We start from the raw sequence: 25,409 nt of genomic DNA, 5'->3' as shown, positions 1-25,409 counted from the left end.
CATGTGCCGCGCCGTGAGGGATCAGCGGTGCGCGTCGGGTGTTGGCGCCCGGCGCGAACCCGGCGAATCCGGCCGCGCATCGATTACCTCGCGGATTGCGTGGATTCCGGCTGAAGGCCCGGCGATTCACGTCAACCATTGTCAAATCGCTGCCGCTCGCCGGGCCGCGCGTGCACAATGCCCGAACGCGCTCGCGTGCCGACCCGTGCGAGGCGAGGGCAGCGCGAACACAGGCAACACCCGGGCCGCCCGGGAAGTCCGCCACGCAGGATCGCGGCCGAGCATCGATCGGCCGTGCGGCCGTAACGGGGCGCCGGTCCGATGGCCGCGGCGCAGTGTGACGCAGGCGAGGCGGCCGGGCGACGTGTTCCGGTGCGCGGCGCGTGCGTCCGAAACAGTGCTGAAGAACGATATTCGACCATGGCTACTCGCTCGACCTACCTGATCCTGCCCGCCGTCGCGATGCTGCTTTCCGGCTGCGCGATGCTGTCGTCGTCGCAGGAAAGCAAGCTGACGTGCCACATTCCGCGCGCCGTCTATCCGGATACCGCGAAGCCGCTCACGCGCCCGGCGACCGTGCTCGTGCGCGCGCTGATGACGACGTCCGGCGAAGCGCAGAACGTCACCGTGACGACGAGCAGCCGCAACGCGGCGGCCGATCGCGCGGCCGTCGACGCGATGACGCATGCGACCTGCATGCAGACGGGCGCGACCGCGAATCCGTTCCTGCTGACCCAACCGTTCGTATTCGAGCCGCAGCGCGGCCAGTGAGGCGTGGGCACCGTGGCCGGCGGTGTGCGTGCGGCCAAGGCCATCGTGCGCGAGACAGGTCGCTGCGGTTCGCGATCGTGACGATCGCGCAGCCGCGGTGAGGGCCGGCCGCCGAGGCGGCCGGCGGGCGATCAGAAGGTCCGTTTCTTCAGCGTATAGGCGTGCAGCCAGTACAGCGTGTTGGTCTGCGCGTCGAAGTAGCCGCCCTGTGCGGTTTTGTCTGTCGTTTTATTCCACGACTTGCCGGCGTCGGTGCTGCTGAACGTCAGGTCGATCGGTGCGCCGCCGCCGGTACCGCCGCTTCCGGAGTTCGGATCGGTTGCATAGACGAGCAGGAGGCCGTTTCGACCGATGCTCATGCTGTCGAGCGTGAGCTTCTCGTCGAAGGTGCGCAGTTGCTGCACGGACTCGGGATGGTCGTTCGTCCACGTGGAAATGGCGCCCGTCCGGCGACCGTTGTCGTGATCCTCGCCGTTTTGCGGCTTGTCGAGATGTGACAGCGTGTACACCGAATAACGTGATCCCGACTCCGGCGTGGTCGGTGTGGTGTCGAGCGCAGTGATGACCTGGCCTGGCAGCACGGTATCCGTCACGAATGCGTGCTGCCCCCAGTCAAGCCGGTCGACCACGCTGTGAGCCGGTGCTTCGGCAGTCTGTGCGACATGGTAGGCGATCCGCAGAACACCGTCCGGGCCGAGGCTGATTGCGTTGAAATCCTGGCGCGTTTCGCTGCCGACGTGCGCATCGGCCGGCACATCGATCGCTTGCCACGTGTTTCCACCGTCCGAAGTCCGCCATATGCGGGGGCCCCAGCCGGCCGCGTAGCCGCGCTGCGGATCGAGAAAGAGCAGGCGGCCGATGTTCTGGCTGGCGGGCCATTGAAGTTGCGACCAGTTCTGGCCGCCATCGGTCGATTTCCACAGCCTGGTGGTTTGTGGCGCGTCGCCGCCTTGCGCCTCGGGAGCCTTGTAGTTCATCCATGACGTGCTGATGAACTGAACAGTCCAGTCGGGCGAGTACCACCAGGCGGCATTCTGGCCGACCTGTTGGAATTGGCGCTTCATCCCGCCGTCGATGGTGCCGCGGAAGAAACTGATCGTCATGCGGTTCAGCAACTCGCCGGTGTCGTTCATCCATGCTTCGGTCGGCTCGGGCCGCTGCGGCTCGTTCGATTCGGGCTGGGACTTGAACGTTACTACGGGATTGGCGAGCTTGACGCTCATCACGTCATTGCCCTTGATGCGGAAGCTGCCGCCGCCGTATGGCGTGTCGTCGCGCATGAAGCTTGTCGAAATCGTCTCCCAGCCCGTCGTCATATTTACGTACCCGTATGTTGCAATGGCCAGGGCAACGAGGCCACCGGCGATCCATTTCCAGCGCTTGTGTTTTCGCATGTCACTTTTTCAGCAAACGATCCAGCGCGCGGTTGACTTCGTCGGTCGCGTCTGCACCCCACTCGCGTGCTTTGTCGGCGGCGTCCGAGCCCCACTCGCGGGCCTTGTTGACGGCTTCCGAGCTCCAGTCGCTCGCCTTTTGCTTGGCGACGGGAATGCCCGCGTCCCATGCCTGCTTGATCGTTCGGCCATCGCCCCATTCCTGAATGTTTGGCCGCCGGCCGATTTTTACCAGATCGGTGACCGGCAGGCCGGCCAGCCCGCCGTCCAGATAAGCCAGCGGATGCGTGATGAAGGCGAAGGTCTTGAACGTTTCCCCGTTCCCGTCCAGTTCCAGTTCGTATCGTTTCACCTGCATCGAGAGCTTGCCGTTTCCCGGTTTCGCGCTTTCGAATGCGATCTGGTTTCCCTGCATGTTCTGGTACAGCCCGATCTCGATGTATTTCTGAAGCCACCACCGCGCGCTATCCAGCCATTTCTTTCCTTTTGCCGTGAGGGCGGGATAGAGATTGGCGCCGTAATCCGAGCAATAGTAGTAGCCGTAACTCACATAGTAATCGGGCGGCTTGTGTCCGCACCCGATATGACGCATCATGAAATTGCCGTGACGGGACCAGTCGGAATCGGTGCTTTTCGGTTTGATCAAATCCTCTCGCCGATGCAGCAGTTCATGGACGACTTTCTGGTCTTTCCACGGATCCCATGACGTGGCGAATTTCTTCACAGTCTCCCATGCGCTCGACATGCTGACCTTCTCGACCGTTTCCCAGTACTCACCGTGAAGCGGCAGGTAGTAGAACGGACAAGTGCCAATGATGGAATCCGCCGCCGGCGTGACATGCTTGTCGCAGATGCTGATCTGCACCTTCGGCCGATCCTTGTACCCGGTCGGCGTCAGCATCCCCGCGCCGGTACCTAGCACGTTGTTCTTCTGTTGTCCGTCAGCCATTCGATTTCCCTAGAAACTTGACGACGACGTCATGCGGCACGTGGCTCTGCGTGAGCCCCGTCTCGCCTGCCGCGTTGGTGACGCCTTCCGAGATCAGCGTGCCGTTCGAGAACATCTGGTATCGCGTGTTCGCGACCGGAATGTCGGTGCCGGCCCAGTGCGCGATGAACGCCTGGTCGTAGTTGCCGCTCGAGTTTGGCAGCGTCGGCATGGTTTGCGACAGGTGGGTGGGGCCGCTGAACGCATGCTGCGCGCCCTTGATGTCGATCTTGCCGGGCGCGTGCACCTCGATGTTGCCGTTCGCGATGCGGATATAGGCGCCGCCGGACGTCAGCAGGATTTCCTTCGCCGCGGCACCTTCGATCGATTGCGTGACGGCGATCAGCTTCAGCGCCTTCTGCGCGGTCAGCTCGATGTTGTCTGCCTGCGCCTGCACTTCGACCTTGCCCTTGCCGGCGAACAGCTTGATCCCCGCGTTCTGCGCGAACAGGCTGATCCGGTCGAGGACACTCGCGATCAGCGATTTCCCGGCCGCGACGTGCGTGCTCTGTCCGCTGACGAGGTTGACGTGCTGGTCCGCGGCGAACTGCACCGATTGCTGTGTCGACAGTGCGATGCCGGCCGGGCTGCCGAAGAGCATCACGGGTTCCTTGAATGCATTGGCGCTGCCGGCTCCGCCGCCGCCGGTTCGCCCGCCCGACGCGCTGCCGCTCATGCTGTTCTGCGTCGCATCGGTGAACTGCTTCAGCGCCGCGTGGCCGGGGTCGAGCGAATCGCCCTGATGCTGCACGCTGACCCCCGACATCGCTTCCATCAGGCCTTCCGCCGTGACGAGCTGCTGTTGCGTCTCCTGGACGTCGAGCGGCTGGCTTGCCGGTTGTTTCGGATGCGTGGTGACGTATAGGCCGCGGTTCGCCCGAACCGCGCCGAACGCGTCGGAGCGCAGGTCGAACCCGCTGCCGAGGTAGCTGCCGCGGTTGTTGCCCGTGTGGTCGATCAGGTAGCCGAGGTGCAGGTGCGTGTTGGCCTGGCTGCTGTACAGGTGCACGCGGTTCTGCGCGGTCGCGTCGTCGAGCACCAACTGGTTGTAACCGGCGCCCGCGTATTCCTTCGATCGGTACCCGGACAGGATGCCGTTGCTGTGCCATTGCGGGCGCGTTGCCCCGTTGTACAGCTTCCCGACGACGATCGGACGGTCGCAGTCGCCGCCGAGGAAATCGACCAGCACTTCCTCGCCGCTGCGATGGGGGTGCACGGCGCCATAGCCGTTGCCCGAATCCGATGCGGCAGCGCGCAACCAGCACGAGGCCTTCTCGTCGCCGTCGTTGAGGCGATCCCAGTGGAAGCGGACCTTGATTCGATTGAGTTCGTCGGTGTGGACTTCCTCGCCTTGCGGTGCGACGACGATCGCCGACTGCAGATGCATCGGCGGCTTTGGGTGTTCGAACGGGCTGCGGAACGGCACCGTGGTGCGCTGCGCTTCGATGCTGACCTGGAAAATGCCCGCGCTGCCGTCCGGATGCCGGACATGCTGCAGGTCGGCGCCGCCGGCCTGCACGAGGTCGTCGATTTCGGCCTGCAGGCTGTGCGGGAACCTGGCCTGTCGCTCGGAGACGGGCAGGTTGTTGGCGATCAGCCACGCCGTTTCGATCACGGCGAAGCGGCGCTGGCCAGCATCGTCCTTGTCGTGTTCGGGGTGATCCGCCAGCTCGAACGTGCGTCCCGCGTCCATGCGCCGGACGCCACCGATACCGTGAAAGCGCTTCGCGAGCGACTCCTGTTCCTCCATCCAGATCTTCGACAGATGGTCGCCGCGAGACTGTTCGGGATACGTGTAGGCCCCGGTGTATTCGTAGACTTCGAGTTGCTGTGGCAGGTCGCCCTGGTTCGCGATCGTCGGCAGGTGAGTCGCCTTCGGATTCGATGCGGTGGGCGGCTGCTTGTAGTCGAACGTGCGCGTCGTGCGCGCGACGCTGCGCAGTGTGCGCGTGCCGGAGAACTGGACGAGCGTGTCGGCCTCGTCGTGTGCGCCGGCGTGATGAAAGCGCAGGGTCTGTGGCGCCAGGGCGGGCAGTGCGTCGATCCGGTCGACGATGACGAGCTTGTGCGACTTGCCGTCCTGCGCCTGCTCCCAGAAGCCGTACAGGCCTTCCGATTCCATCAGGCGGTGCACGAAGTTCCAGTCGTCCTCGTATTGCATGCAGAACGATCGGGACGGCAGCGGCTGGTAGAGCCTGAAGTCGAAACAGCCCCTGGCCTGCTGATGCTGGTTCAGGACGTCGGTGATGATCTCGTCGGCGGACTTGTCCTGCCAGATGCGCTGGTCGCGGCGGAACTTCAGGAAGTGCAGGAACGAGGCGAAGATGATCTGGTAGTGCGTGAGGCCACTGTCCGACCCGAGCCGGCGGGCAGCGTGCACGTACCCGTGGTGCGGCACGTACGATTTGTCGACCTGCTGGATGCGCAGCGTCACAGGCTGCGCGATCAGCTTCTTGAGTTCGATGCCATCGGACACCGACACGGCGTCGACCGTGAACTCGAAATGACGCCCGAGCCGGGATCGCCCCTTGACGCGGTGGGGCAGCAGGACGTCAGGGCCGAGCGGCGTCTCCAGTTTGACGAGTCGTTCGTCCTGGATCGGCCCGGCCAGCAGTGCGCTTCTCAATGCTTGCGAATTCATTACCCGTGCTCGCTTTTCTTGTGCTGGGTCGCACGCTCTCTCGTGCGGAATCTCGCAATTGTATGAGATAACCAACGTATATCTCGAATTTACCCTTCGGCGGTATTTCAAATTCGGTCAGATCGTCGGCCTGACGGGCAAGGTGCGCACGCCATCCTGCCGGGCAATGGCAGGCCGCTGGCGGTTCTTCTGGCCGGATCGACCGCCGCAGGGCGGCTCAGCCCGCCGGTTCCTCCGCCTTCCAGTCCCCCGACTTCCCGCCGTGCTTCTCCCTCACGCTCACCTCGGTGATCACCATCCCGCGATCGACCGCCTTGCACATGTCGTAGACGGTCAGCAGCCCGACCTGTACGGCGGTCAGCGCTTCCATCTCGACGCCGGTGCGCCCGAACGTCTCGACCTGCACGATGCAGTGGACGCCCGGCAGCGCGTCGTCGAGTTCGAACTCGACGGCCACGCGCGTCAGCGCGAGCGGATGGCACAGCGGGATCAGGTCGGCCGTGCGCTTGGCGCCCTGGATGGCCGCGATGCGCGCGACACCAAGCACGTCGCCTTTCTTGGCCTTGCCGTCACGGATCAGGGCGAACGTGGCCGGCAGCATCCGGATCGTGCCGCGCGCGATCGCGATGCGTTGGGTTTCCTGCTTGCCGCCGACGTCGACCATGTGGGCATGGCCGGCGGCGTCGAAATGGGTGAGTCCAGACATGTCTTCCTCTAGTGGAACGGCGTGCGCGAGCACGTCCCGCGATCGCGCATCGTGATTGGCCGGGGCATCGAATCGCATCTCCGCGCCCCGATCCGATCCAACGGTTCAACGGGCGCCTATCATAGCAGTGGCATTCGCGGCGCCCGGGGCGCAGATGGCGTCCATGCCGAACGGGACAGTCACGCTGCCGCCGGTACAATGACCCGAATATTCAGACCAAACGCCGCGATGCGCGCCGGGCGCGCGGGACGGCGTCGTTTTCATCCTGCCATGCGTGTCAAACAGTTGCTTGCCGTGTCGTTGTCGGCGGCGCTCGCGTTGCCGCCGAGCGGCCATGCGCAGAGCGCGTCCGCGCCGCCGCTCGAATCGGCGGCCGGGGGCGCCCGGTCGATTTCCACCGTGCCGTCCGGCATCGCGGCCGGCGTGTTCGGCACGTACGGCGGCGCGGAGAGCCGGTTTTCGGATACGGGCGGCGCGTCGGCGCCGGCCGCGGGCCTGCGTGCGCCGCTTCGCTCGCTGGAGCTGCCCGACCTGGGCGACGGTTCCGGCGGGTCGCTGACGCCGCAGGCCGAGCGCCGGCTCGGCGAGCGCGTGATGCGCGAAGTGCGGCGCGATCCCGACTATCTCGACGACTGGCTCGTGCGCGACTACCTGAACGCGATGGCGGCGCGGCTCGCGGCCGCGGCGGCCGCGCGCTTCATCGGCGGCTACACGCCGGACTTCGACCTGTTCCCGGTGCGCGATCCGCAGATCAACGCGTTCTCGATGCCGGGCGGGTTCATCGGGATCAACAGCGGGCTCGTCGTCACGACGCAGACGGAGTCGGAACTCGCGTCGGTGGTCGGCCACGAGATGGGGCACGTGCTGCAGCGGCACATCGCGCGGATGATCGGTGCGAACGAGAAGACCGGCTATACGGCGCTCGCGACGATGCTGCTCGGCGTGCTGGCCGGCGTGCTCGCGAGAAGCGGCGACCTCGGCAGCGCGATCGCGATGGGCGGGCAGGCGTACGCGGTGGACAACCAGCTGCGTTTCTCGCGTTCGGCCGAGCGCGAGGCCGATCGCGTCGGCTTCCAGTTGCTCGCGGGCGCGGGCTATGACCCGTACGGGATGCCGGGCTTCTTCGAGCGGCTCGACCGCGCGTCGATGGGCGATGCGGGTGTGCCGGCCTACGCGCGCACGCACCCGCTGACGGGCGAGCGGATCGCCGACATGGAGGATCGCGCGCGCCGCGCGCCGTACCGGCAGCCGCGCCAGTCGCCCGAATACGGGTTCGTGCGCGCACGGCTGCGCGTCCTGCAGAACCGCGCGCCGACCGACATCGCGGCCGAGGCGCGGCGGATGCAGTTCGAGATCGACGATCGCACCGCGCCGAACGTCGCGGCGAACTGGTACGGCATCGCGCTCGCGAATGCGCTGCTCGGCGAGTACGATGCGGCCGGCAAGGCGCTCGCGTCGGCACGCACCGCGTTCGACGCGCGCGAGCGGCGCGAGGACGATCCGGCGACGAGCTCGCCGAGCCTCGACGTGCTGGCCGCCGACATCGCGCGCCGCGCGGGGCGGGCCGACGACGCAGTGCGGCTCGCGGCGCTCGCGCAGCGGCGCTGGCCGGCGTCGCACGCCGCGATCGTCGCGCATCTTCAGGCGCTGATCGCGGCGCGCCGTTTCGCGGAAGCGCAGGCGCAGGCACGCGCGCAGGCGACGGCCGACCCCGAGCAGCCGGACTGGTGGGACTATCTCGCGAAGGCGAGCGACGGCAAGGGCGACGTGCTGGCGCGGCGCCGCGCGCTCGCCGAGAAGCTCGCGCTCGACGGCGCATGGCCGTCGGCGATTCGGCAACTGAAGGACGCGCGCGACGCGAAGGACGTGTCGTTCTACGAGCAGTCGATGATCGGCGCGCGGCTGCTGGAATTCGAGGCGCGCTACAAGGAAGAGCGCGAGGACGAGAAGAACGGCCGCGGGTAGCGGCCGCTACGCGGCAAACGCGGGCGAAGCCGCCGCGGGTCAGGTACGGCCGCCGGCCGCGCCGCGCGCCTGTTGCGCCGGGCTTGCGACGTAGCCGAACCGCGTGGGCACGTCCGCACCGACGATGCTGCCGAGCGGCAGCGTGCGGCCGTCGCGCCAGCGCAGCACGGGCGGCGCGGCATCGAGATCGGCGTGATCGGCGAATAGCCCGAGGTCGTGATCGTGCAGCGCCGCGATGCGCGGCGGCGTGCCGGCCGCGCGAAACAGCACGCCGCCAGCGTCGTCGAGCCAGGCTTCGTCCGGTTCGAACGGCGTGCCGGTCTGGTCGGTGAGCGTGAGCTGCCCGTCGCGCTCGGCGAGCCGGACGACCCAAGGCGTATAGGCAAGCTCGACGTACACGCGCTGCGGCCCGTTCTGGAAGAACCACTGGCCCTGCGCGTCGCATTCGTAGTTGCGGCCGATGAACGCGTTCAGCGCCGCATGCCGGATCGGCGAGCCGAGCTCGCCGGCCGCCTGCGCCGCGTCGTCGCGCAGCCGCCATTCGCCGCGCCGGTCGAGCAGCAGCCAGCCGGTACAGTGCGGGACGTTCGGCCATTTGGCGAGGGCCTGCCTGACGATGTCATCCATGGTCGACGAATTTGGAGCAATAGCCGAACACCCGCGCCGACAGCCAGTCGAGGCGGCCGGGGAACGGCCCGGTCATGAATCCCGCGTGCCCGCCGGCCGCAGGCTGGTCGAGTTCGACGGCCGGCGATACGTCGGCCGGGCCCGGCAGTGCCGATTCAGGCAGGAACGGGTCGTTGCGGGCGTTGAGGATCAGCGTCGGCACGTCGATCGCGGGCAGCAGCGGCCGTGTCGTCGCCTTGGTCCAGTAGTCGTTCGCATCGGCGAAACCGTGCAGCGGCGCGGTCACGACCTCGTCGAAGTCGCGCATCGTCACGGCCTGCAGCATGGCTTCGCGGTCGAACAGCCCCGGGTACTGGTCGAGCTTCGCGAGCGCCTTGCGCTTGAGCGTCTTCAGGAAGCTGCGCGTGTAGACCATCGCAAAGCCTTGCGACAGCGCGCGCCCGCCGGCGTGCACGTCGATCGGCGTCGAGATCGCGGCGGCCGCCCGCAGGATCGACGTATCGCTGCGATGCTCGCCGAGCCAGCGCAGCAGCACGTTGCCGCCGAGCGACACACCGGCCGCGACGAGCGGCCCGCGATGCTGCGCGGCGAGCCGGCGCAGGATCCAGTCGACCTCGGCGCTGTCGGCGAGATGGTAGAAGCGCGGCTGGCGGTTGATCTCGCCGCTGCAACTGCGGAAGTGCGGCACGACGGCGTGCCAGCCCTTCGCGCGCGCGGCGGCCATCATCTCTAGCGCGTAGTGGGAGCCGGAACTGCCCTCGAGGCCGTGGAACAGCACGAACAGCGGCGCATCGGGCGCCGGCGCCGCGCTGTCGAGATGGGCGACCCAGTCGAGATCGATGAAGTCGTGGTCGGGAGTTTCCCATCGCTCTCGTCGGTAAGCGACGACGGGGCGCCGCGCGAACAGCGCGGGCACGATGGTTTGCGCATGGCTGTTGGGCAGCCAGCGTGGTGCGCGATAGCGCAGTATGTCGTCGTCGGGAGCCGGGGCCCCGGTCAGCGGCGAGGTGGGCGGAGAAGCCGTACTCATGATCGCCCCGCGTATGCGTTGCTTCGTCTTTTCGTCAGTGCAGCGGACCCTGCCCATGACGGATCTTCGCGGCGAATTGTCCGGCCGCCTGTTCGGGAATCGGGCTCGCGTGAATATGCGCGATGCGCCACTCGCCACGTTCGTGAATCATCACGTACGTCGCGAAAACCATGTCGGGTTCGGCCGTCAGGTCGGCCTGCTGATGCGCTTCGGCGATCGTATAGACGACCGTGCCGAGGCTGTCGTACACGCGGATGTCGAGCGGCTCGATCGTCACGGGGCGCGTGGCGAGCCGGTTGGCGAGCCCGCTGCGGATCTGGTCGAGGCCGTGCAGATGCTCGCCGTCCGCCCATACGCAACTGGCGAAATCCTCGTCGATCCACAATCCCAGCAGCGCGTCGAGATTGGCATCGGCGACGGCCTGGTAGTAGGCGTTCAGCGTATCGGCGGCGGCTTCGAAGAGGCGGGCAAAACGTGGCATCGGGGTTATCTCTCGCGCGCGTCGCGCGCCGTATTCAGCACGGCGGCCCGGATGGAGCCGCCGTACACCGGTGAATCGGATTGCCCGGCGCGCCGTGCGACGCTGCCGGCCAGGGTCAGCGCTGCCCGACGAGCATGCCGCGCAAATCGCCGAATACCTGCTCGGGACCGAGTTCGCGCAGACACTTCAGGTGGCCGAGCGGGCACTCGCGTTCGAAGCAGGGACTGCATTCGAGATGAAGCCATTGTACCTTCGCCAGGTCCGACAGCGGAGGGGTGTGGCGCGGATCGGTCGATCCGTACAGCGCGACGAGCGGCCGGCGTAGCGCGGCGGCAACGTGCATCAGCCCCGAATCGTTGGTGACCACCGCGTTCGCGCGCGCGATCAGCGCGCACGCCTCCGACAGCGACGTCTGGCCGCACAGGTTGCGCACGTTCGGCGCGTGGTCCGCGATCGCCTGCGCGGCGGCGGCGTCCTTCTGCGAGCCGAGCGCGACGATCTGCGTGTACGGGAACGACTGGTGGACGATGGTGGCGAGCGATGCGAAGTGCTCGGGCGGCCAGCGCTTGGCCGGACCGTATTCCGCGCCCGGGCAGAACACGACGAGCGGCTTGCGCGTATCGAGATTGAAACGTGCGGACACGCGCGCCGTCTCGTTGAGATCGGCGTCGAGGCGCGGCGCGGGCAGCGTCTTCATCGACTCGGGCAGCTTCGCGCCCGGCGCGTATGCGAGCGCCGCGTAGTGGGCCGTCATCGGCGGCCGCTCGCCCGATTTGTCGGGGTTCGCGTGCCGCACGTTCAGCAGCCCGTAGCGGTGCTCGCCCGTGTAGCCGACCCGCAGCGGGATGTTCGCGAGCCACGGGATCACCGCGGATTTCAGCGAATTCGGCAGCACGTACGCCGCGTCGTAGCCGACGTCGCGCAGGTCGCTCGCGAGTTGCCAGCGGCGCAGCAGCTGCAGCTTGCCGTGCGCGAGATCGGTCGCGTAGACATCGTGGATCTCGGGCATCCGCTCGAGCACGGGCGCGACCCACGAGGGCGCGACGGCATCGATCGCGATGCGGGGATGGTTTTTCTTCAGCAGCGCAAAAAGCGGCTGCGCCATCAATGCGTCACCGATCCAGTTCGGTGCGATAACCAGCGCTCGACGCATCAGGTCGACTTCCGATGTCGTAATGAAGCACGGCGCTCAGGCGCCGCGTTCGGGTTGCCAGAATGGAGAACGGCGGCGCGCCGGCAATCCGGCTGCGCCGCCTGGGCAGTCGGCGGGCCTGCATCAGCCTGCAGGCCCGGCCGCCGGGGCTCAATGGCCCTTGACGACCTCGCCGTCACGCAGCTTGTAGCGCGTGCCGCAGTACGGGCAGCGTGCTTCGCCGTGCGAGACGTCGATGAAGACGCGCGGGTGGGCGCTCCAGCGCGCCATGGCCGGGTTCGGGCAGTACGCGGGAAGATCCTTGGCCGTCAGCTCGACCAGCGGCATTTCCTTGATTTCACTCATGAGACTTTCTCTTATCACTCTTTTGTGGGGCGGTCGGTGGCGCGGCGCGCTCAGACCTTCGTCAGCCAGTGCGCGTACTTCGCGTTCTTGCCCGACACGATATCGAAAAACGCCGACTGGAGCTTTTCCGTGACGGGGCCGCGCGCGCCGCTGCCGATCGTGCGGTTGTCGAGCTCGCGGATCGGCGTGACTTCAGCGGCCGTGCCGGTGAAGAACGCTTCGTCGGCCGTGTAGACCTCGTCGCGCGTGATGCGCTTCTCGATCACCTCGATGCCGGCGTCCTTCGCGAGCGTGATGACGGTATCGCGCGTGATGCCGTCGAGGCACGACGACAGGTCGGGCGTGTACAGCTTGCCGTTGTTCACCAGGAAGAAGTTCTCGCCGGAGCCTTCCGACACGTAGCCGTCGACGTCGAGCAGCAGCGCCTCGTCATAGCCGTCGGCGGTGGCTTCCTGGTTCGCCAGGATCGAGTTCACGTACCAGCCCGACGCCTTCGCGCGCACCATCGACACGTTCACGTGGTGGCGCGTGAACGACGACGTCTTCACGCGGATGCCCTTCGCGAGGCCTTCCTCGCCGAGGTACGCGCCCCACGGCCATGCCGCGATCGCGACGTGGATCGTGTTGCCCTTCGCGGCCACGCCGAGCTTTTCCGAACCGACCCAGATGATCGGGCGCAGGTAGCACGACTCGAGCTTGTTCTCGCGCACGACTTCGAGCTGCGCGGCTTCGAGCGTTTCCCGGTCGAACGGCACGTCCATCTGGAAGATCTTCGCCGAATTCAGCAGACGTTTCGTGTGCTCGTACAGGCGGAAGATCGCGGTGCTGCCGTCGGCCGACTTGTACGCGCGCACGCCCTCGAAGACGCCCATGCCGTAATGCAGCGTGTGGGTCAGGACGTGGATCTTGGCGTCGCGCCAGTCGATCAGCTTGCCGTCCATCCAGATCTTGCCGTCGCGGTCGGCCATTGACATAGATTTCTCCTGGGATGCGGTTGTATGCAGCGTTGAGCCGGAAAGACGCTTATTTTAGCGTCATTTGAAGGCGATCCGGTCGGTCGGCGCGGGGCCGGCGCTATAATCGCCCGGTACCGATTCCAATAACGACGGGTCGTACCGGCAGGAGGCGCCGGCGGCCCGACGAACCGCCCGCTGCGGCCCGCTTCCCATGCTCGCTCGATTGTCCGCCACCGACCGCTTCGCGCTGATCCAGGGCGCGCGCGACTATTCCCCGACGCTGATGGCGATTTTCTCGTGGGGGCTCGTCACCGGCATCGCGATGAGCAAGTCGGTCATGACACTCTGGCAGGCGAGCGCGATGTCGCTGCTGGTCTACGCGGGCTCGTCGCAGCTCGCGGTGCTGCCGCTCCTCGCGGCGAAGCTGCCGATCTGGACCATCCTGCTCACGGCAGCGATGGTCAACACGCGCTTCGTGATCTTCAGCGCCGGGCTTGCTCCCCATTTTTCCTACCTGCCGCTGTGGCGGCGCCTCGCGATCGGCTATTTCAACGGCGACGTGATCTACCTGCTGTTCCAGAAACAGGGCTTCGCCTACGGCCACGTGCCCGGCAAGGAAGCGTATTTCTGGGGGATGGCGCTTGCGAGCTGGCTGTCGTGGCAGGTGTCGTCGCTCGCCGGCATCCTGCTCGCGAGCTTCTTTCCCGCAAGCTGGGGGCTGGAACTGGCCGGCACGCTCGCGCTGATCCCCATCATGGTGTCGGCGGTCGCGAACCGCTCGACGCTCGCGGCCGTCGCGGTCGCCGGCATCGTGTCGCTCATCGCGTTCGACCTGCCGTACCGGCTCGCGCTGCCGCTCGCGGTGCTCGCCGCGCTCGCGGCCGGCTGCACGGCCGATTTCTTCGTCGAGCGGGCCGACTGGCGGCGCATTCGCACCGAAACCGTGCACGAAAAGGAAATTGAATGAGCGCGACGGAAATCTGGATCGTCATCATCGGGATGACGATCGTCACGGCCGTCACGCGCGCGCTGTTCCTGATCGGCGGCGAACGCACCGTGCTGCCCGAGCGCGCGCAGCGCGCGTTGCGCTACGCGCCGGCGGCGGCACTGGTCGCCGTCGTGCTGCCCGACGTGCTCGAAACGCCGGGCGGGCTGTCGTTCGCGCTGTCCAACCATCCGTTCTACGCAGCGCTTGCCGGCCTCGGCTGGTTCCTGTGGCGGCGCAGCATGCTCGGCACGATCGTCGTCGGGATGCTCGTCTTCACCGTGCTGCGCCTGGTCTTCTGATGGTTCGCCGTTCAGGCCCGCCGGGTACCGGCCGCTTGCGCGGGTGCATTGCTGCGTTGCGGCAATGTATCCGTTCCGGCGCGCGATCCCAAATAGGCGGAATTCGCCGCCCGCGGGTCAGTCTGCCGGGTGGATCGGCTAGAATGCCCGTTCAAGATTTTTTACCCGTGCGCGTCATGCGAACCGCCAGCCACGGCCGCATCCGGCGCCCTTTCGCGGCAGCCCGCGCACGTCCAGCGTGAACCCCCTTTCCCCATCCACCACTTCAATTTGTTCAACATGAGCCAAGTCAAGCGTCTTACCGACCTGATCGCCGCCGGCCAGCTCGCCGGCAAGCGGGTATTCATCCGTGCCGACCTGAACGTCCCGCAGGACGACCAGGGCAACATCACCGAAGACACGCGGGTGCGCGCGTCCGTGCCGGCCATCCAGGCCGCGCTCGACGCCGGCGCGGCCGTGATGGTCACGTCGCACCTCGGCCGTCCGACCGAAGGCGAATTCAAGCCGGAAGATTCGCTCGCGCCGGTCGCGAAGCGCCTCGCCGAGCTGCTCGGCCGTGACGTGCCGCTCGTGTCGAACTGGGTCGAGAACGGCGTGAACGTCGCGCCGGGCCAGGTCGTGCTGCTCGAGAACTGCCGCGTGAACAAGGGCGAGAAGAAGAATTCGGACGAGCTCGCGCAGAAGATGGCGCAGCTCTGCGACGTGTACGTGAACGACGCGTTCGGCACCGCGCACCGCGCGGAAGCGACCACGCACGGGATCGCGAAGTACGCGCCGGTCGCGTGCGCGGGCCCGCTGCTGGCCGCCGAACTCGACGCGCTCGGCAAGGCGCTCGGCAACCCGGCCCGCCCGCTGGTGGCGATCGTCGCCGGCTCGAAGGTGTCGACCAAGCTCACGATCCTGAAGTCGCTGGCCGGCAAGGTCGACCAGCTGATCGTCGGCGGCGGCATCGCGAACACGTTCATGCTCGCGGCCGGCCTGTCGATCGGCAAGTCGCTCGCGGAAGCCGACCTCGTCGCGGAAGCGAAGGCGATCATCGACGAAGCGCGCGAGCGCGGCGCGTCGGTGCCGATCCCGACCGACGTCGTGACGGCCAAGGAATTCTCGCCGACGGCCGTGGCCACGGTGAAGCAGGTCGCCGACATCGAAGCGGACGACATGATCCTCGACATCGGTCCCGATACCGCCAAGGCGCTCGCGAGCCAGCTCGAGAAAGCCGGCACGATCGTGTGGAACGGCCCGGTCGGCGTGTTCGAGTTCGACCAGTTCGGCAACGGCACCAAGACGCTCGCGGAAGCGATCGCCAAATCGTCCGCGTTCTCGATCGCGGGCGGCGGCGACACGCTCGCGGCCATCGCGAAGTACGGCATCCATGACCAGGTCAGCTACATCTCGACGGGCGGCGGCGCCTTCCTCGAGTTCCTCGAGGGGAAGAAGCTGCCGGCGGTGGAAGTGCTGGAAACGCGGGCGGCCTGAGCGTGGCGGCGCGCGCAGGGGTGACGAAGGCCGCGCGCTCCGCGAAAGCGGAGCCTGCGGCCGGCGCGGGCAAGCGCAAACGCGCGCCCGCGCGGGCGAACACCGCCCCGCGCGCACCGGCGGCCGCCGGCGACGCGGCCGAGCAGCACCACGAGATTCAGAACAAAGCGATGCCGGGCGCAAGCACCGGCACGCCCCCCGGAGCGGCGGCCGCTGGGCCTGCCGCTTCCGGCTCTCGCAGCGTTTCACCCAGCGCATCCACCTTGATCCAGATGAGGAGTTTCATGCAGCGCGCCACCAAGATAGTCGCCACGATCGGCCCGGCTTCCAGTTCGCCGGAGATTCTGCTGCAGATGATGCAGGCGGGCCTCGACGTCGTGCGGCTCAATTTTTCGCACGGCACGGCCGACGATCACCGCCAGCGCGCCGAGATGGTGCGCGAGGCCGCCCGCAAGGTCGGCCGCGAGATCGCGATCATGGCCGACCTCCAGGGCCCGAAGATTCGCGTCGGCAAGTTCGAGAACGGCAAGACGACGCTCGAGCCGGGCCAGGCCTTCATCCTCGACGCGGGCTGCGAGCTGGGCAACGACGAGCGCGTCGGCCTCGACTACAAGGAACTGCCGCGTGACCTGCGCACGGGCGACCTGCTGCTGCTGAACGACGGCCTGATCGTGCTGACCGTCGAGCGCGTGCTCGGCGACGAGATCCACACGATCGTCAAGGTGGGCGGCGAGCTGTCGAACAACAAGGGCATCAACCGCCAGGGCGGCGGCCTGTCGGCGCCCGCGCTGACCGCGAAGGACATGGAAGACATCCGCACCGCGATGTCGCTCGGCGCGGACCTCGTGGCGGTATCGTTCCCGAAGAACGCGACCGACATGGAAATGGCGCGCCAGCTCGCGAACATCGCGGGCGCGCCGTACGGCATCAAGCCGAAGATGATCGCGAAGATCGAGCGCGCGGAAGCGATCCCGGCGCTGCAAAGCATTCTCGACGCGTCCGACGGCATCATGGTCGCGCGCGGTGACCTCGCGGTGGAAGTGGGCAACGCGGCCGTGCCGGCGCTGCAGAAGCGGATGATCCGGATGGCGCGCGAGTCGAACAAGCTCGTGATCACCGCGACGCAGATGATGGAATCGATGATCCACGCGCCGGTGCCGACGCGTGCGGAAGTGTCGGACGTCGCGAACGCGGTGCTCGACGGCACCGACGCGGTGATGCTGTCGGCCGAGACGGCCGCCGGCAAGTATCCGGTCGTCACGATCGAGACGATGGCGGCCGTATGCGTCGAGGCGGAGAAGTCGGAAGAAGTCGAGCTGGACAAGGATTTCCTCGACCGCACGTTCACGCGGATCGACCAGTCGATCGCGATGGGCGCGCTGTTCACCGCGTACCACCTGGGTGCGAAGGCGATCATCGCACTGACCGAATCGGGCGCGACCGCTCTGTGGATGTCGCGTCACTACACGCACGTGCCGATCTTCGCACTGACGCCGCGCGTCGGCAGCGAGCGCACGATGGCGCTGTACCGCAACGTGACGCCGCTGCACGTCGACTTCAACAGCGACCGCGACTCGGCGCTGCAGGCAGCGCTCGAGATCGTCGTCAAGCAGGGCTACGTGCAGCACGGCGACATGGTCGTGCTGACCGTCGGCGAGCCGATGGGGCAGGCGGGCGGCACCAACACGCTGAAGATCGTGCGGGTCGGCGAGCACTATTGAGCGCCCGCTGATCATCGGGCCGGCCTGCGGGCCGGTCGCCCGGATCGGCTGAAAAATCGATCAGGCACCGTTTTTTACGCGAAAGCCGCGTGGGGTCGAAGCCCCGCGCGGCTTTTTTTCTCATTTTTGCCCGCATTGTGCCGTGCGAACGTAACAAATTGCGAGTCGGCGCCACCGGGCGGTCGGAATCGGAGGCGCTTCGCGATAAAATGCGGCTATTCGACGCTCAGCCGCGCCGCGCCACCCCGGGTTCGACCGGGAGCGAGCGCCGCGCCGGCGTCAGGGCGCACCGGTTTTCATTCCATGGAGTTCCACAATGCCTCTCGTATCAATGCGTCAATTGCTGGACCACGCGGCAGAGCACGGTTACGGCCTGCCGGCCTTCAACGTGAACAACCTGGAGCAGGTCCAGGCGATCATGGCGGCGGCGGACCAGGTCGGCGCGCCCGTGATCATGCAGGCATCGGCCGGCGCGCGTAAGTACGCGGGCGAGCCGTTCCTGCGCCACCTGATCGAAGCAGCAGTCGAGTCGTACCCGCACATCCCGGTCGTGATGCACCAGGATCACGGCCAGTCGCCGGCAGTCTGCATGGCCGCGATCCGCAGCGGCTTCACCAGCGTGATGATGGACGGTTCGCTCGAAGCCGACGGCAAGACGGTCGCATCGTACGAGTACAACGTCGACGTGTCGCGCAAGGTCGTCGAGATGGCGCACTCGATCGGCGTGACGGTCGAAGCCGAACTCGGCGTCCTCGGCTCGCTCGAGACGATGAAGGGCGACAAGGAAGACGGCCATGGCGCGGAAGGCACGATGACCCGCGAGCAGCTGCTGACCGATCCGGAGCAGGCCGCCGACTTCGTGAAGCTCACGCAGTGCGATGCACTCGCGATCGCGATCGGCACGTCGCACGGCGCGTACAAGTTCTCGAAGAAGCCGACGGGCGACATCCTGTCGATCCAGCGCATCAAGGAAATCCACGCGCGCATCCCGAACACCCACCTGGTGATGCACGGTTCGTCGTCGGTGCCGCAGGAACTGCTGGCCGAGATCCGCGAATTCGGCGGCGACATGAAGGAAACCTACGGCGTGCCGGTCGAGGAAATCCAGGAAGGCATCAAGCACGGCGTGCGCAAGATCAACATCGACACCGACCTGCGTCTGGCGATCACCGGTGCGATCCGCCGCTACCTGTTCGAGAACCCGGGCAAGTTCGATCCGCGCGATTACCTGAAGCCCGCGCGCGAAGCGGCGAAGCAGGTCTGCGTCGACCGCTACCTCGCGTTCGGTTGCGAAGGCCAGGCCGGCAAGATCAAGCCGGTGGCGCTCGACAAGATCGCCGAGCAGTACAAGTCCGGCGCGCTCGCACAGGTCGTGCGCTGAGACTGTAGTACGATTGCCGCGCCCGATGTGGGCAAAGGCAAGGTTGTCCGGCCGGATCTGATCCGGCCCCACAGCCGCTCCGTCCGGCCGAACGAGGGCCGGCCGGCAACTGCCCGGGCGCTGTCGCCCGGCCGGTTCGCCGACGTATTGCAAGACCGCCGTTCCCGCCTGCCGCGGGGAACGGCGTTTCCCTTTTTGTTTGGCTCCTTATCTGCGAAAAGACGATGTCTACCCTCTACGAATCCACGCTCCGCTCGCTGCCGCTCCTCGGTCGCGGCAAGGTCCGCGATAACTACGCGGTCGGCAACGACAAGCTCCTGATCGTCACGACCGATCGCCTGTCGGCATTCGACGTGATCATGGGCGAGCCGATTCCGAACAAGGGCCGCGTGCTGAACCAGATGGCGAACTTCTGGTTCGACAAGCTCGCGCACATCGTGCCGAACCACCTGACGGGCGACGCGCCGGAAGCGGTTGTCGCCGCCGACGAGGTCGAGCAGGTGAAGGGCCGCGGCGTGGTCGTCAAGCGCCTCGAGCCGATCATGATCGAAGCAGTCGTGCGCGGCTACCTGGCCGGCAGCGGCTGGAAGGAATACCAGGCGTCGGGCGCCGTGTGCGGCGTGCAACTGCCGGAAGGCCTGCAGAACGCACAGAAGCTGCCCGAGCCGATCTTCACGCCGGCCGCGAAGGCCGAGATGGGCGAGCACGACGAGAACATCACGTTCGAGGAAACCGAGCGCCGCATCGGCACCGAGCTGGCCGCGACGATCCGCGACATCTCGATCAAGCTGTACAAGGAAGCGGCCGACTACGCGGCCACGCGCGGCATCATCATCGCCGACACGAAGTTCGAATTCGGCCTCGACAACCACGGCAAGCTGTACCTGATGGACGAAGTGCTGACCGCTGATTCGTCGCGCTTCTGGCCGGCCGACCAGTACGAAGTCGGCACGAACCCGCCGTCGTTCGACAAGCAGTTCGTGCGCGACTGGCTCGAGGCGCAGCCGTGGGGCAAGACCGCACCGGCGCCGGCGCTGCCGGCCGACGTCGTCGAGAAGACTGCCGCGAAGTACCAGGAAGCGCTCGAGCGCATCACGGGCCAGTCGCTGGCCTGATCGGGGAACGGAACACATGAGCGAAGTTCAGACTGCCCACACGCACAGCGCGCCGCTCGTCGGCGTGCTGATGGGTTCGAGTTCCGACTGGGACGTGATGAAGCACGCGGTCGCCATCCTTCAGGAATTCGGCGTGCCGTACGAAGCGAAGGTCGTGTCCGCGCACCGGATGCCCGACGAGATGTTCGACTATGCGGAGAAGGCGCGCGAGCGCGGGCTGCGCGCGATCATCGCGGGCGCCGGCGGCGCCGCGCACCTGCCCGGCATGCTGGCCGCGAAAACCACGGTGCCGGTGCTCGGCGTGCCGGTCGCGAGCAAGTACCTGAAGGGTGTCGATTCGCTGCACTCGATCGTACAGATGCCGAAGGGCGTGCCCGTCGCGACGTTCGCGATCGGCGAGGCCGGTGCCGCGAATGCCGCGCTGTTCGCGGTGTCGATCCTGTCCGGCAACTCGGTCGACTATGCGAACCGCCTCGCCGCGTTCCGCGTGCGCCAGAACGAAGCCGCGCACGCGATGGTGCTGCCGCCGCTGGAATGACGGCGCATCGGCGGCCGCACTGCCACTCCGGCGGCTGCCTGACTTCCCCACTGCGGCGGGCAGCGCCCGCCGCGACCGACCACTGACATGACCGCAACTCCTGATTCCGTTTCCCCGATCCTGCCCGGCGCGTGGCTTGGCATGGTCGGCGGTGGCCAGCTCGGCCGCATGTTCTGCTTTGCCGCCCAGTCGATGGGCTATCGCGTCGCCGTGCTCGATCCCGATCCGACGAGCCCGGCCGGCGCGGTCGCCGATCGCCACCTGCGCGCGGCCTACGACGACGAAGCCGCACTCGCCGAACTGGCCGACCTGTGCGACGCGGTGTCGACGGAGTTCGAGAACGTGCCGGCCGCGAGCCTCGATTTCCTCGCGCGCACGACATTCGTCGCGCCGGCCGGCCGCTGCGTCGCGGTCGCGCAGGACCGGATCGCGGAGAAGCGCTTCATCGAAGCGTCGGGCGTGCCCGTCGCGCCGCACGTCGTGATCGAATCGGCGGCGGCGCTTGCCGCGCTCGACGACGCCGCCCTCGACGCGGTGCTGCCGGGTATCCTGAAGACGGCGCGCCTCGGCTACGACGGCAAGGGCCAGGTGCGTGTGAGCACCGCGCAGGAAGCGCGCGACGCGCATGCGGCGCTGAACGGCGTGCCGTGCGTGCTCGAAAAGCGCCTGCCGCTGAAATACGAAGTGTCGGCGCTGATCGCGCGCGGCGCGGACGGCCGCTCGGCCGCGTTCCCGCTTGCGCAGAACGTGCACCACAACGGCATCCTCGCGCTGACCGTCGTGCCCGCTCCGGCCGCCGATGCGGCGCGCGTCGAAGAGGCGCAGCAGGCCGCCGTGCGGATTGCCGATACGCTCGGCTACGTCGGCGTGCTGTGCGTCGAATTCTTCGTGCTGGAAGACGGTTCGTTCGTCGCGAACGAGATGGCGCCGCGCCCGCACAACTCCGGCCACTACACGGTCGATGCGTGCGCAACGAGCCAGTTCGAGCAGCAGGTGCGCGCGATGACGCGCATGCCGCTCGGCAACCCGCGGCAGCACTCGCCGGCCGCGATGCTGAACATCCTCGGCGACGTATGGTTCCCGAACGGTGCGACCGGCGCAGGTGCCGCAGGCGATGCCGTCACGCCGCCGTGGGACACGGTCGCCGCGATGCCGGCCGCGCACCTGCACCTGTACGGCAAGGAAGAAGCGCGCGTCGGCCGCAAGATGGGCCACGTGAACTTCACGGCCGAAACGCGCGACGAAGCTGTTGCCGCGGCCACCGCGTGCGCGCAGCTGCTGCGCGTGCCGCTCGACTGAGGCACCAGCCGATGGCCATCGATCTCCCGAACGCCGTGACACCCGCGCAGATCGACGCGGCCGCCGCGTTGCTCGACGCGGGCCAGCTCGTCGCCTTTCCGACCGAAACCGTCTACGGGCTCGGCGGCGATGCGGCGAATCCCGAGGCCGTCGCGCGCATCTACGCGGCGAAGGGGCGCCCCGCGAATCATCCGGTGATCGTGCACCTGCCGCCCGGCGGCGATCCTGGCTACTGGGTCGACGATCTGCCGGCCGACGCGCAGGCATTGATCGATGCGTTCTGGCCGGGCCCGCTGACGCTGATCCTGAAGCGCCACGCGCGCATTCCGGACGCCGTGAGCGGCGGCCAGGATTCGGTCGGGCTGCGCTGTCCGTCGCATCCGGTCGCACAGGCGCTGCTGACGGCGTTCAGCGCGCGGCGTGGCGGGCATGGCGGCGTGGCTGCGCCGTCCGCGAACCGGTTCGGCCATGTGAGCCCGACCACCGCGCAGCACGTGCGCGACGAATTCGGCGACACCGTGCACGTGCTCGACGGCGGCGCATCCGAAGTCGGTATCGAATCGACGATCGTCGACCTGTCGCGCGGTTTCCCGGCGCTGCTGCGCCCGGGGCACGTGACGCCGCAGCAGATCGCCGACGTGCTCGGCCGCGCGCCGAAGCTGCCGGACGGCAGCGACGCGACCGCGCCGCGCGCATCGGGCACGCTGAAGGCGCACTACGCGCCGCGCACACCGCTCGCGCTGCTGCCGTTCGACGCGCTCGAGCCGCTGCTCGCGGCCGCGCAAACCGATGGCGAGCGCGTCGCGCTGGTCGCCCGTGCGTCGCGCGCGGGGCTGTGGGCGCAGGCCGACGGCGTGCATTTCGTCGCGGCGCCGGAAGATCCGTCCGCGTATGCGCGCGAGCTGTACGGGATGCTGCGTGCGCTCGACCGCGCGCAGGTCGCGCGCATCCTCGTCGAAAAGTTGCCGGAGACCGTCGAATGGATCGCGGTCAACGACCGGCTCGGCCGCGCGGCCGCGGCGTTCGAAGCGGCCGAATGACGAAGGCGTGCGGCTGACGCGACCGTCGCCGCGCCGGTTTCCCGCACATGAAAAAACGCCCAACCGGCGCGAACCGGTCGGGCGTTTTCGTTTGGGCGCGTGGCCGGCGGCTTACTTGCCGACGCCCGAGGCCGCGATCTTCGACTGCGCGAACTGCGCGAACAGTGCATGCAGGCGCGTGGTCGGGTGGACCGTGTCGGCGAACATGTAGGTCTGGTCCGCGTTCGCGACCGTGTAGGTCTGCGGCGAGCAGAACAGCGACGAGCCGAATGCGGTTGCGTTCGCGACGCCGTACTGCGTGGCGGCCTGCACCATCGCCTTCAGGTTACAGGCGGTGTCGGTGTTCGACACGGCGAAGCCGTTCGCCTGGTAGTTCGCGAGGATACCGTCTTGCCACGTGAACGTGTCGAGCAGCACGTACTTGGTCGTGTCGACCTTGAGCGCCTGCAGCGTCGCGGCGAGCGTGCCGTTGAACAGCATCGACAGTTGCGTGAGGGTCGTCTGCGAGCCGCCCTGGAGCGCGAGCGGCGTGCCGCCGATATCCGGCACGTTCGACACGAACACGTGCGTCGCGCCGGCGGCGACGATCTGCTGCACGATGCCCGCGAGCTGTTGCGCGGCGGCGCCGATGTTCTGCTGCAGTTGCGTCGGCGTGATCGCGCCGGCCTGCAGCGCCGCGACCTGGTAGAAGATGTCGTTCGCGCCGCCGTTCAGCAGCACGATCTGGCCGGCGTTGAAGCTGCCGTGCTGCGACACGTATTGCTTGACCTGGTCGGCGATCGGCGTCGTGGTCGCTTGTGCGTAGTCGGCGTTCGGCACGCTGGCGTCCGCATGGCCGATGCCCGGCTGCTGCGTCACGCGCGAGCCGCCCTGTGCGTAGCCGAGGCCGCCGGTGGCCTGCAGCGGAATGCCGAAGCCGCCCTGGTTCGCGGGCTGCAGCGTGTCGCCGTAATACTGCGCGACGTTCTGCGTCCACACCTGGCCCGGGTTGGTCGTGAAGCGGCCGCCGCCGAAGCCGAGCTTGATCTGCGAGTAGGTTCCCGCGTCGGACAGGCTGTCGCCGAACGACACGACCTGCATTTTCACGCCCGACGGCGGCGTGTTCGATGCGCTGTTGCTGTTGTTGTCGTCACCGCCGCCGCATGCCGCGAGCAGCGCCAGTGCGGCGCCGGCGATCGCGACCTGCGCGGTGCGCAGCATGCGCTGACGGGTGCGGGCGGGTGCGTGTTGTTGTGTCTGCATCGTTCGATCTCCTCGTAGATATGGCCTGATGTGTTTCTCATCTGCCGCGTGCCTGCTCGGTTCCGGGCTGCGCGGCGGCCGTTGGCTGAAACGGTTTATTGGTCTCGCGCAGCCGCAAGCGGCACGGTGCGCGGATCGGGGTTCGCGGCCTCGGCAATCTGCGCATGATAAGCGCTCGCCCATTCGGGCGGGCCGAAAATCGCGCGCAGCTTGTTGCGCCAGCCGTCGACGCGCAACGCGTCGCCAGCCATCGAAACCCACTCGTGGAACGTCGCGACGAGCGGGTTGTTCGAGCCGAGCCGCTCGACGATCCCGTACCGCGGCGGATCGTCGGGCGTTTCCTCGACATAGCTGCCGAAAAGGCGATCCCAGATCACCAGGACGCCTGCGTAATTGCGGTCGATGTAGCGCGGGTTGCGCGCATGATGCGCACGGTGGATCGACGGCGTGTTCAGCACGTATTCGAGCCAGCCGAGCTTGCCGATCGCCTGCGTGTGCACGAAGAACTGGAACGCGAGGTTGATCAGCACGATGCCGACGACCTGTTGCGGCGGAAAGCCGATGAACGCGAGCGGCAGCCAGAACACCCACATCCCCGCGACCGGGTACATCAGGCTCTGGCGGAACGCGGTCGAGAAATTCATCCGCTCGGACGAGTGGTGCACGACGTGCGCGGCCCACAGCCAGCGCACACGATGGCTCGCACGATGAAATACGTAGTAGAGGAAATCCTGCGCGACGAACAGCACCGCGAACGACAGCCAGCCGTCGTGCCACGTGAACAGCCGATAGTGCCGGTAGCAGTACGCATAGACGGGGATCACGAACGGCCACGCGATCTTGTCGGCGCCTTGGTGCATCAGCGCGAGCGCCGCGTTGCACAGCGTGTCGCGCCACGCATAGACGGGGTCCTGCGCATGGGTGCGGGCGAGGTGCCAGGCCTCCCACGCGATGCAGAGCAGGAAGACGGGCGCCAGCGCGAGCAGAAGCAATTCGACGTCGAATCGCATGGGCGTGTCTCCTTCTTTCCCCTGCAAGCCTTGAGGCCGGGCGTGTGGCCCGTTGTAGATATCGGTCAGGCCAACAGCCTACGCAATCGCCACGCGCTAGGCGAGGGGGCAGCGTAGAGGGTTCCCTCTGAGGACAGGGTTTTTACGGAAGCCGCGCGGTGCGGGGTCAGGCGGTACGGCCCTGTTTTTCGGGCGTGAGTGGCGCGCGGTGTGTCGTGCGCCGGTGGCGGCTCGCGTTTCAAA

Annotated in this window: 24 protein-coding genes; 11 read left to right on the top strand and 13 right to left on the bottom strand. The window is 67.4% G+C overall.

Annotation, left to right across the window (positions count from 1 at the left end):
* Nucleotides 1–420: 420 nt before the first annotated feature.
* A complete protein-coding gene (locus C5O79_RS32460; protein WP_047852174.1) occupies nt 421–771 on the top strand; it encodes a TonB family protein in 351 nt (116 codons plus the stop codon).
* Between the two features lie 131 nt (nt 772–902).
* Here the strand turns inward: C5O79_RS32460 and C5O79_RS32455 are convergent, their stop codons facing one another.
* The 4 genes from C5O79_RS32455 to moaC form a co-directional block, all read right to left on the bottom strand.
* Nucleotides 903–2,087 carry a glycosyl hydrolase gene (locus tag C5O79_RS32455; RefSeq protein ID WP_046544502.1) on the bottom strand — a complete coding sequence of 395 codons (1,185 nt, stop codon included), beginning with the start codon at nt 2,085–2,087 and terminating at the stop codon, nt 903–905.
* A gap of 79 nt (nt 2,088–2,166) precedes the next feature.
* The gene (locus tag C5O79_RS32450; RefSeq protein WP_046544503.1) at nt 2,167–3,114 is read right to left on the bottom strand and encodes a hypothetical protein; all 948 of its coding nucleotides are present in this window, start codon (nt 3,112–3,114) and stop codon (nt 2,167–2,169) included.
* Nucleotides 3,107–5,794: a type VI secretion system Vgr family protein gene (locus tag C5O79_RS32445; RefSeq protein ID WP_046544504.1), complete on the bottom strand. Its 2,688-nt coding sequence runs from the start codon at nt 5,792–5,794 to the stop codon at nt 3,107–3,109. Before C5O79_RS32445 ends, C5O79_RS32450 begins: the two co-directional genes overlap by 8 nt.
* Before the next feature lie 217 nt (nt 5,795–6,011).
* Nucleotides 6,012–6,500, bottom strand: a complete 489-nt coding sequence (moaC, locus tag C5O79_RS32440; protein ID WP_122474297.1) for a cyclic pyranopterin monophosphate synthase MoaC — start codon at nt 6,498–6,500, stop codon at nt 6,012–6,014.
* 270 nt (nt 6,501–6,770) lie between these two features.
* Here moaC and C5O79_RS32435 point away from each other — a divergent pair, with 270 nt between their 5' ends.
* Nucleotides 6,771–8,465 carry a M48 family metalloprotease gene (locus C5O79_RS32435; RefSeq protein ID WP_046544506.1) on the top strand — a complete coding sequence of 565 codons (1,695 nt, stop codon included), beginning with the start codon at nt 6,771–6,773 and terminating at the stop codon, nt 8,463–8,465.
* A gap of 39 nt (nt 8,466–8,504) precedes the next feature.
* Here the strand turns inward: C5O79_RS32435 and C5O79_RS32430 are convergent, their stop codons facing one another.
* From C5O79_RS32430 to C5O79_RS32405, 6 genes are all read right to left on the bottom strand, one after another.
* Entirely contained in the window at nt 8,505–9,092 is a 588-nt protein-coding gene (locus tag C5O79_RS32430; protein WP_046544507.1) for a DUF2946 family protein, read from the bottom strand.
* Nucleotides 9,085–10,122: a hydrolase gene (locus tag C5O79_RS32425; protein WP_046544508.1), complete on the bottom strand. Its 1,038-nt coding sequence runs from the start codon at nt 10,120–10,122 to the stop codon at nt 9,085–9,087. Before C5O79_RS32425 ends, C5O79_RS32430 begins: the two co-directional genes overlap by 8 nt.
* A 34-nt stretch (nt 10,123–10,156) precedes the next feature.
* Nucleotides 10,157–10,603, bottom strand: coding sequence for a nuclear transport factor 2 family protein (locus C5O79_RS32420; RefSeq protein ID WP_006749968.1), 447 nt, complete (start codon nt 10,601–10,603; stop codon nt 10,157–10,159).
* A gap of 115 nt (nt 10,604–10,718) precedes the next feature.
* Nucleotides 10,719–11,756 carry a lipopolysaccharide heptosyltransferase II gene (gene waaF / locus C5O79_RS32415; RefSeq protein WP_039360609.1) on the bottom strand — a complete coding sequence of 346 codons (1,038 nt, stop codon included), beginning with the start codon at nt 11,754–11,756 and terminating at the stop codon, nt 10,719–10,721.
* Nucleotides 11,757–11,906: 150 nt separating this feature from the next.
* Entirely contained in the window at nt 11,907–12,101 is a 195-nt protein-coding gene (locus C5O79_RS32410) for a zinc-finger domain-containing protein (RefSeq protein WP_006749970.1), read from the bottom strand.
* A 50-nt stretch (nt 12,102–12,151) separates the two neighbouring features.
* The gene (locus C5O79_RS32405; protein WP_011353071.1) at nt 12,152–13,075 is read right to left on the bottom strand and encodes a branched-chain amino acid transaminase; all 924 of its coding nucleotides are present in this window, start codon (nt 13,073–13,075) and stop codon (nt 12,152–12,154) included.
* A gap of 193 nt (nt 13,076–13,268) precedes the next feature.
* On the opposite strand from C5O79_RS32405, the gene C5O79_RS32400 reads away from it, so the two are divergent.
* From C5O79_RS32400 to C5O79_RS32390, 3 genes are all read left to right on the top strand, one after another.
* Nucleotides 13,269–14,024: an AzlC family ABC transporter permease gene (locus tag C5O79_RS32400; RefSeq protein ID WP_047852171.1), complete on the top strand. Its 756-nt coding sequence runs from the start codon at nt 13,269–13,271 to the stop codon at nt 14,022–14,024.
* A complete protein-coding gene (locus tag C5O79_RS32395) occupies nt 14,021–14,344 on the top strand; it encodes an AzlD domain-containing protein (protein ID WP_039360615.1) in 324 nt (107 codons plus the stop codon). Before C5O79_RS32400 ends, C5O79_RS32395 begins: the two co-directional genes overlap by 4 nt.
* Before the next feature lie 279 nt (nt 14,345–14,623).
* The gene (locus tag C5O79_RS32390; protein ID WP_046546246.1) at nt 14,624–15,820 is read left to right on the top strand and encodes a phosphoglycerate kinase; all 1,197 of its coding nucleotides are present in this window, start codon (nt 14,624–14,626) and stop codon (nt 15,818–15,820) included.
* Nucleotides 15,821–15,977: 157 nt separating this feature from the next.
* On the opposite strand, the gene C5O79_RS38875 is transcribed toward C5O79_RS32390, so the two are convergent.
* Nucleotides 15,978–16,106, bottom strand: a complete 129-nt coding sequence (locus tag C5O79_RS38875) for a hypothetical protein (RefSeq protein WP_256093618.1) — start codon at nt 16,104–16,106, stop codon at nt 15,978–15,980.
* On the opposite strand from C5O79_RS38875, the gene pyk reads away from it, so the two are divergent.
* From pyk to C5O79_RS32355, 6 genes are all read left to right on the top strand, one after another.
* Nucleotides 16,105–17,541, top strand: coding sequence for a pyruvate kinase (pyk, locus tag C5O79_RS32380; protein WP_039360687.1), 1,437 nt, complete (start codon nt 16,105–16,107; stop codon nt 17,539–17,541). The genes C5O79_RS38875 and pyk overlap by 2 nt on opposite strands.
* A gap of 316 nt (nt 17,542–17,857) precedes the next feature.
* Complete coding sequence (gene fba / locus C5O79_RS32375; protein ID WP_034189083.1) at nt 17,858–18,922, top strand: class II fructose-bisphosphate aldolase; 1,065 nt, start codon at nt 17,858–17,860, stop codon at nt 18,920–18,922.
* Between the two features lie 224 nt (nt 18,923–19,146).
* Complete coding sequence (locus tag C5O79_RS32370) at nt 19,147–20,037, top strand: phosphoribosylaminoimidazolesuccinocarboxamide synthase (RefSeq protein ID WP_046544510.1); 891 nt, start codon at nt 19,147–19,149, stop codon at nt 20,035–20,037.
* A gap of 16 nt (nt 20,038–20,053) precedes the next feature.
* Entirely contained in the window at nt 20,054–20,575 is a 522-nt protein-coding gene (gene purE / locus C5O79_RS32365; protein WP_039360624.1) for a 5-(carboxyamino)imidazole ribonucleotide mutase, read from the top strand.
* Nucleotides 20,576–20,662: 87 nt separating this feature from the next.
* Entirely contained in the window at nt 20,663–21,874 is a 1,212-nt protein-coding gene (locus C5O79_RS32360; protein WP_046544511.1) for a 5-(carboxyamino)imidazole ribonucleotide synthase, read from the top strand.
* Between the two features lie 11 nt (nt 21,875–21,885).
* Nucleotides 21,886–22,914: an L-threonylcarbamoyladenylate synthase gene (locus tag C5O79_RS32355; protein ID WP_046544512.1), complete on the top strand. Its 1,029-nt coding sequence runs from the start codon at nt 21,886–21,888 to the stop codon at nt 22,912–22,914.
* 111 nt (nt 22,915–23,025) lie between these two features.
* Here C5O79_RS32355 and C5O79_RS32350 read toward each other — a convergent pair whose 3' ends face one another.
* Entirely contained in the window at nt 23,026–24,156 is a 1,131-nt protein-coding gene (locus C5O79_RS32350; protein WP_122474295.1) for an SGNH/GDSL hydrolase family protein, read from the bottom strand.
* Between the two features lie 95 nt (nt 24,157–24,251).
* Nucleotides 24,252–25,166 (bottom strand): sterol desaturase family protein, encoded by a 915-nt coding sequence (locus tag C5O79_RS32345; RefSeq protein WP_122474294.1) that lies wholly within the window; start codon nt 25,164–25,166, stop codon nt 24,252–24,254.
* Nucleotides 25,167–25,409 lie beyond the last annotated feature (243 nt).

The sequence above is a fragment of the Burkholderia sp. SRS-25 genome (assembly GCF_004343765.1).
Taxonomy (GTDB): Bacteria; Pseudomonadota; Gammaproteobacteria; order Burkholderiales; family Burkholderiaceae; genus Burkholderia; species Burkholderia contaminans.
This window is presented reverse-complemented; position numbering and strand designations above follow the sequence as displayed.

Bases quoted from the DNA above. Each gene is read 5' to 3' on its own strand.
- C5O79_RS32460 (WP_047852174.1), top strand. From the start codon at position 421: ATGGCTACTCGCTCGACCTACCTGATCCTGCCCGCCGTCGCGATGCTG.
- C5O79_RS32455 (WP_046544502.1), bottom strand. From the start codon at position 2,087: ATGACGACGGGCTGGGAGACGATTTCGACAAGCTTCATGCGCGACGAC.
- C5O79_RS32450 (WP_046544503.1), bottom strand. From the start codon at position 3,114: ATGGCTGACGGACAACAGAAGAACAACGTGCTAGGTACCGGCGCGGGG.
- C5O79_RS32445 (WP_046544504.1), bottom strand. From the start codon at position 5,794: ATGAATTCGCAAGCATTGAGAAGCGCACTGCTGGCCGGGCCGATCCAG.
- moaC (WP_122474297.1), bottom strand. From the start codon at position 6,500: ATGTCTGGACTCACCCATTTCGACGCCGCCGGCCATGCCCACATGGTC.
- C5O79_RS32435 (WP_046544506.1), top strand. From the start codon at position 6,771: ATGCGTGTCAAACAGTTGCTTGCCGTGTCGTTGTCGGCGGCGCTCGCG.
- C5O79_RS32430 (WP_046544507.1), bottom strand. From the start codon at position 9,092: ATGGATGACATCGTCAGGCAGGCCCTCGCCAAATGGCCGAACGTCCCG.
- C5O79_RS32425 (WP_046544508.1), bottom strand. From the start codon at position 10,122: ATGAGTACGGCTTCTCCGCCCACCTCGCCGCTGACCGGGGCCCCGGCT.
- C5O79_RS32420 (WP_006749968.1), bottom strand. From the start codon at position 10,603: ATGCCACGTTTTGCCCGCCTCTTCGAAGCCGCCGCCGATACGCTGAAC.
- waaF (WP_039360609.1), bottom strand. From the start codon at position 11,756: ATGCGTCGAGCGCTGGTTATCGCACCGAACTGGATCGGTGACGCATTG.
- C5O79_RS32410 (WP_006749970.1), bottom strand. From the start codon at position 12,101: ATGAGTGAAATCAAGGAAATGCCGCTGGTCGAGCTGACGGCCAAGGAT.
- C5O79_RS32405 (WP_011353071.1), bottom strand. From the start codon at position 13,075: ATGTCAATGGCCGACCGCGACGGCAAGATCTGGATGGACGGCAAGCTG.
- C5O79_RS32400 (WP_047852171.1), top strand. From the start codon at position 13,269: ATGCTCGCTCGATTGTCCGCCACCGACCGCTTCGCGCTGATCCAGGGC.
- C5O79_RS32395 (WP_039360615.1), top strand. From the start codon at position 14,021: ATGAGCGCGACGGAAATCTGGATCGTCATCATCGGGATGACGATCGTC.
- C5O79_RS32390 (WP_046546246.1), top strand. From the start codon at position 14,624: ATGAGCCAAGTCAAGCGTCTTACCGACCTGATCGCCGCCGGCCAGCTC.
- pyk (WP_039360687.1), top strand. From the start codon at position 16,105: ATGCAGCGCGCCACCAAGATAGTCGCCACGATCGGCCCGGCTTCCAGT.
- C5O79_RS38875 (WP_256093618.1), bottom strand. From the start codon at position 16,106: ATGAAACTCCTCATCTGGATCAAGGTGGATGCGCTGGGTGAAACGCTG.
- fba (WP_034189083.1), top strand. From the start codon at position 17,858: ATGCCTCTCGTATCAATGCGTCAATTGCTGGACCACGCGGCAGAGCAC.
- C5O79_RS32370 (WP_046544510.1), top strand. From the start codon at position 19,147: ATGTCTACCCTCTACGAATCCACGCTCCGCTCGCTGCCGCTCCTCGGT.
- purE (WP_039360624.1), top strand. From the start codon at position 20,054: ATGAGCGAAGTTCAGACTGCCCACACGCACAGCGCGCCGCTCGTCGGC.
- C5O79_RS32360 (WP_046544511.1), top strand. From the start codon at position 20,663: ATGACCGCAACTCCTGATTCCGTTTCCCCGATCCTGCCCGGCGCGTGG.
- C5O79_RS32355 (WP_046544512.1), top strand. From the start codon at position 21,886: ATGGCCATCGATCTCCCGAACGCCGTGACACCCGCGCAGATCGACGCG.
- C5O79_RS32350 (WP_122474295.1), bottom strand. From the start codon at position 24,156: ATGCAGACACAACAACACGCACCCGCCCGCACCCGTCAGCGCATGCTG.
- C5O79_RS32345 (WP_122474294.1), bottom strand. From the start codon at position 25,166: ATGCGATTCGACGTCGAATTGCTTCTGCTCGCGCTGGCGCCCGTCTTC.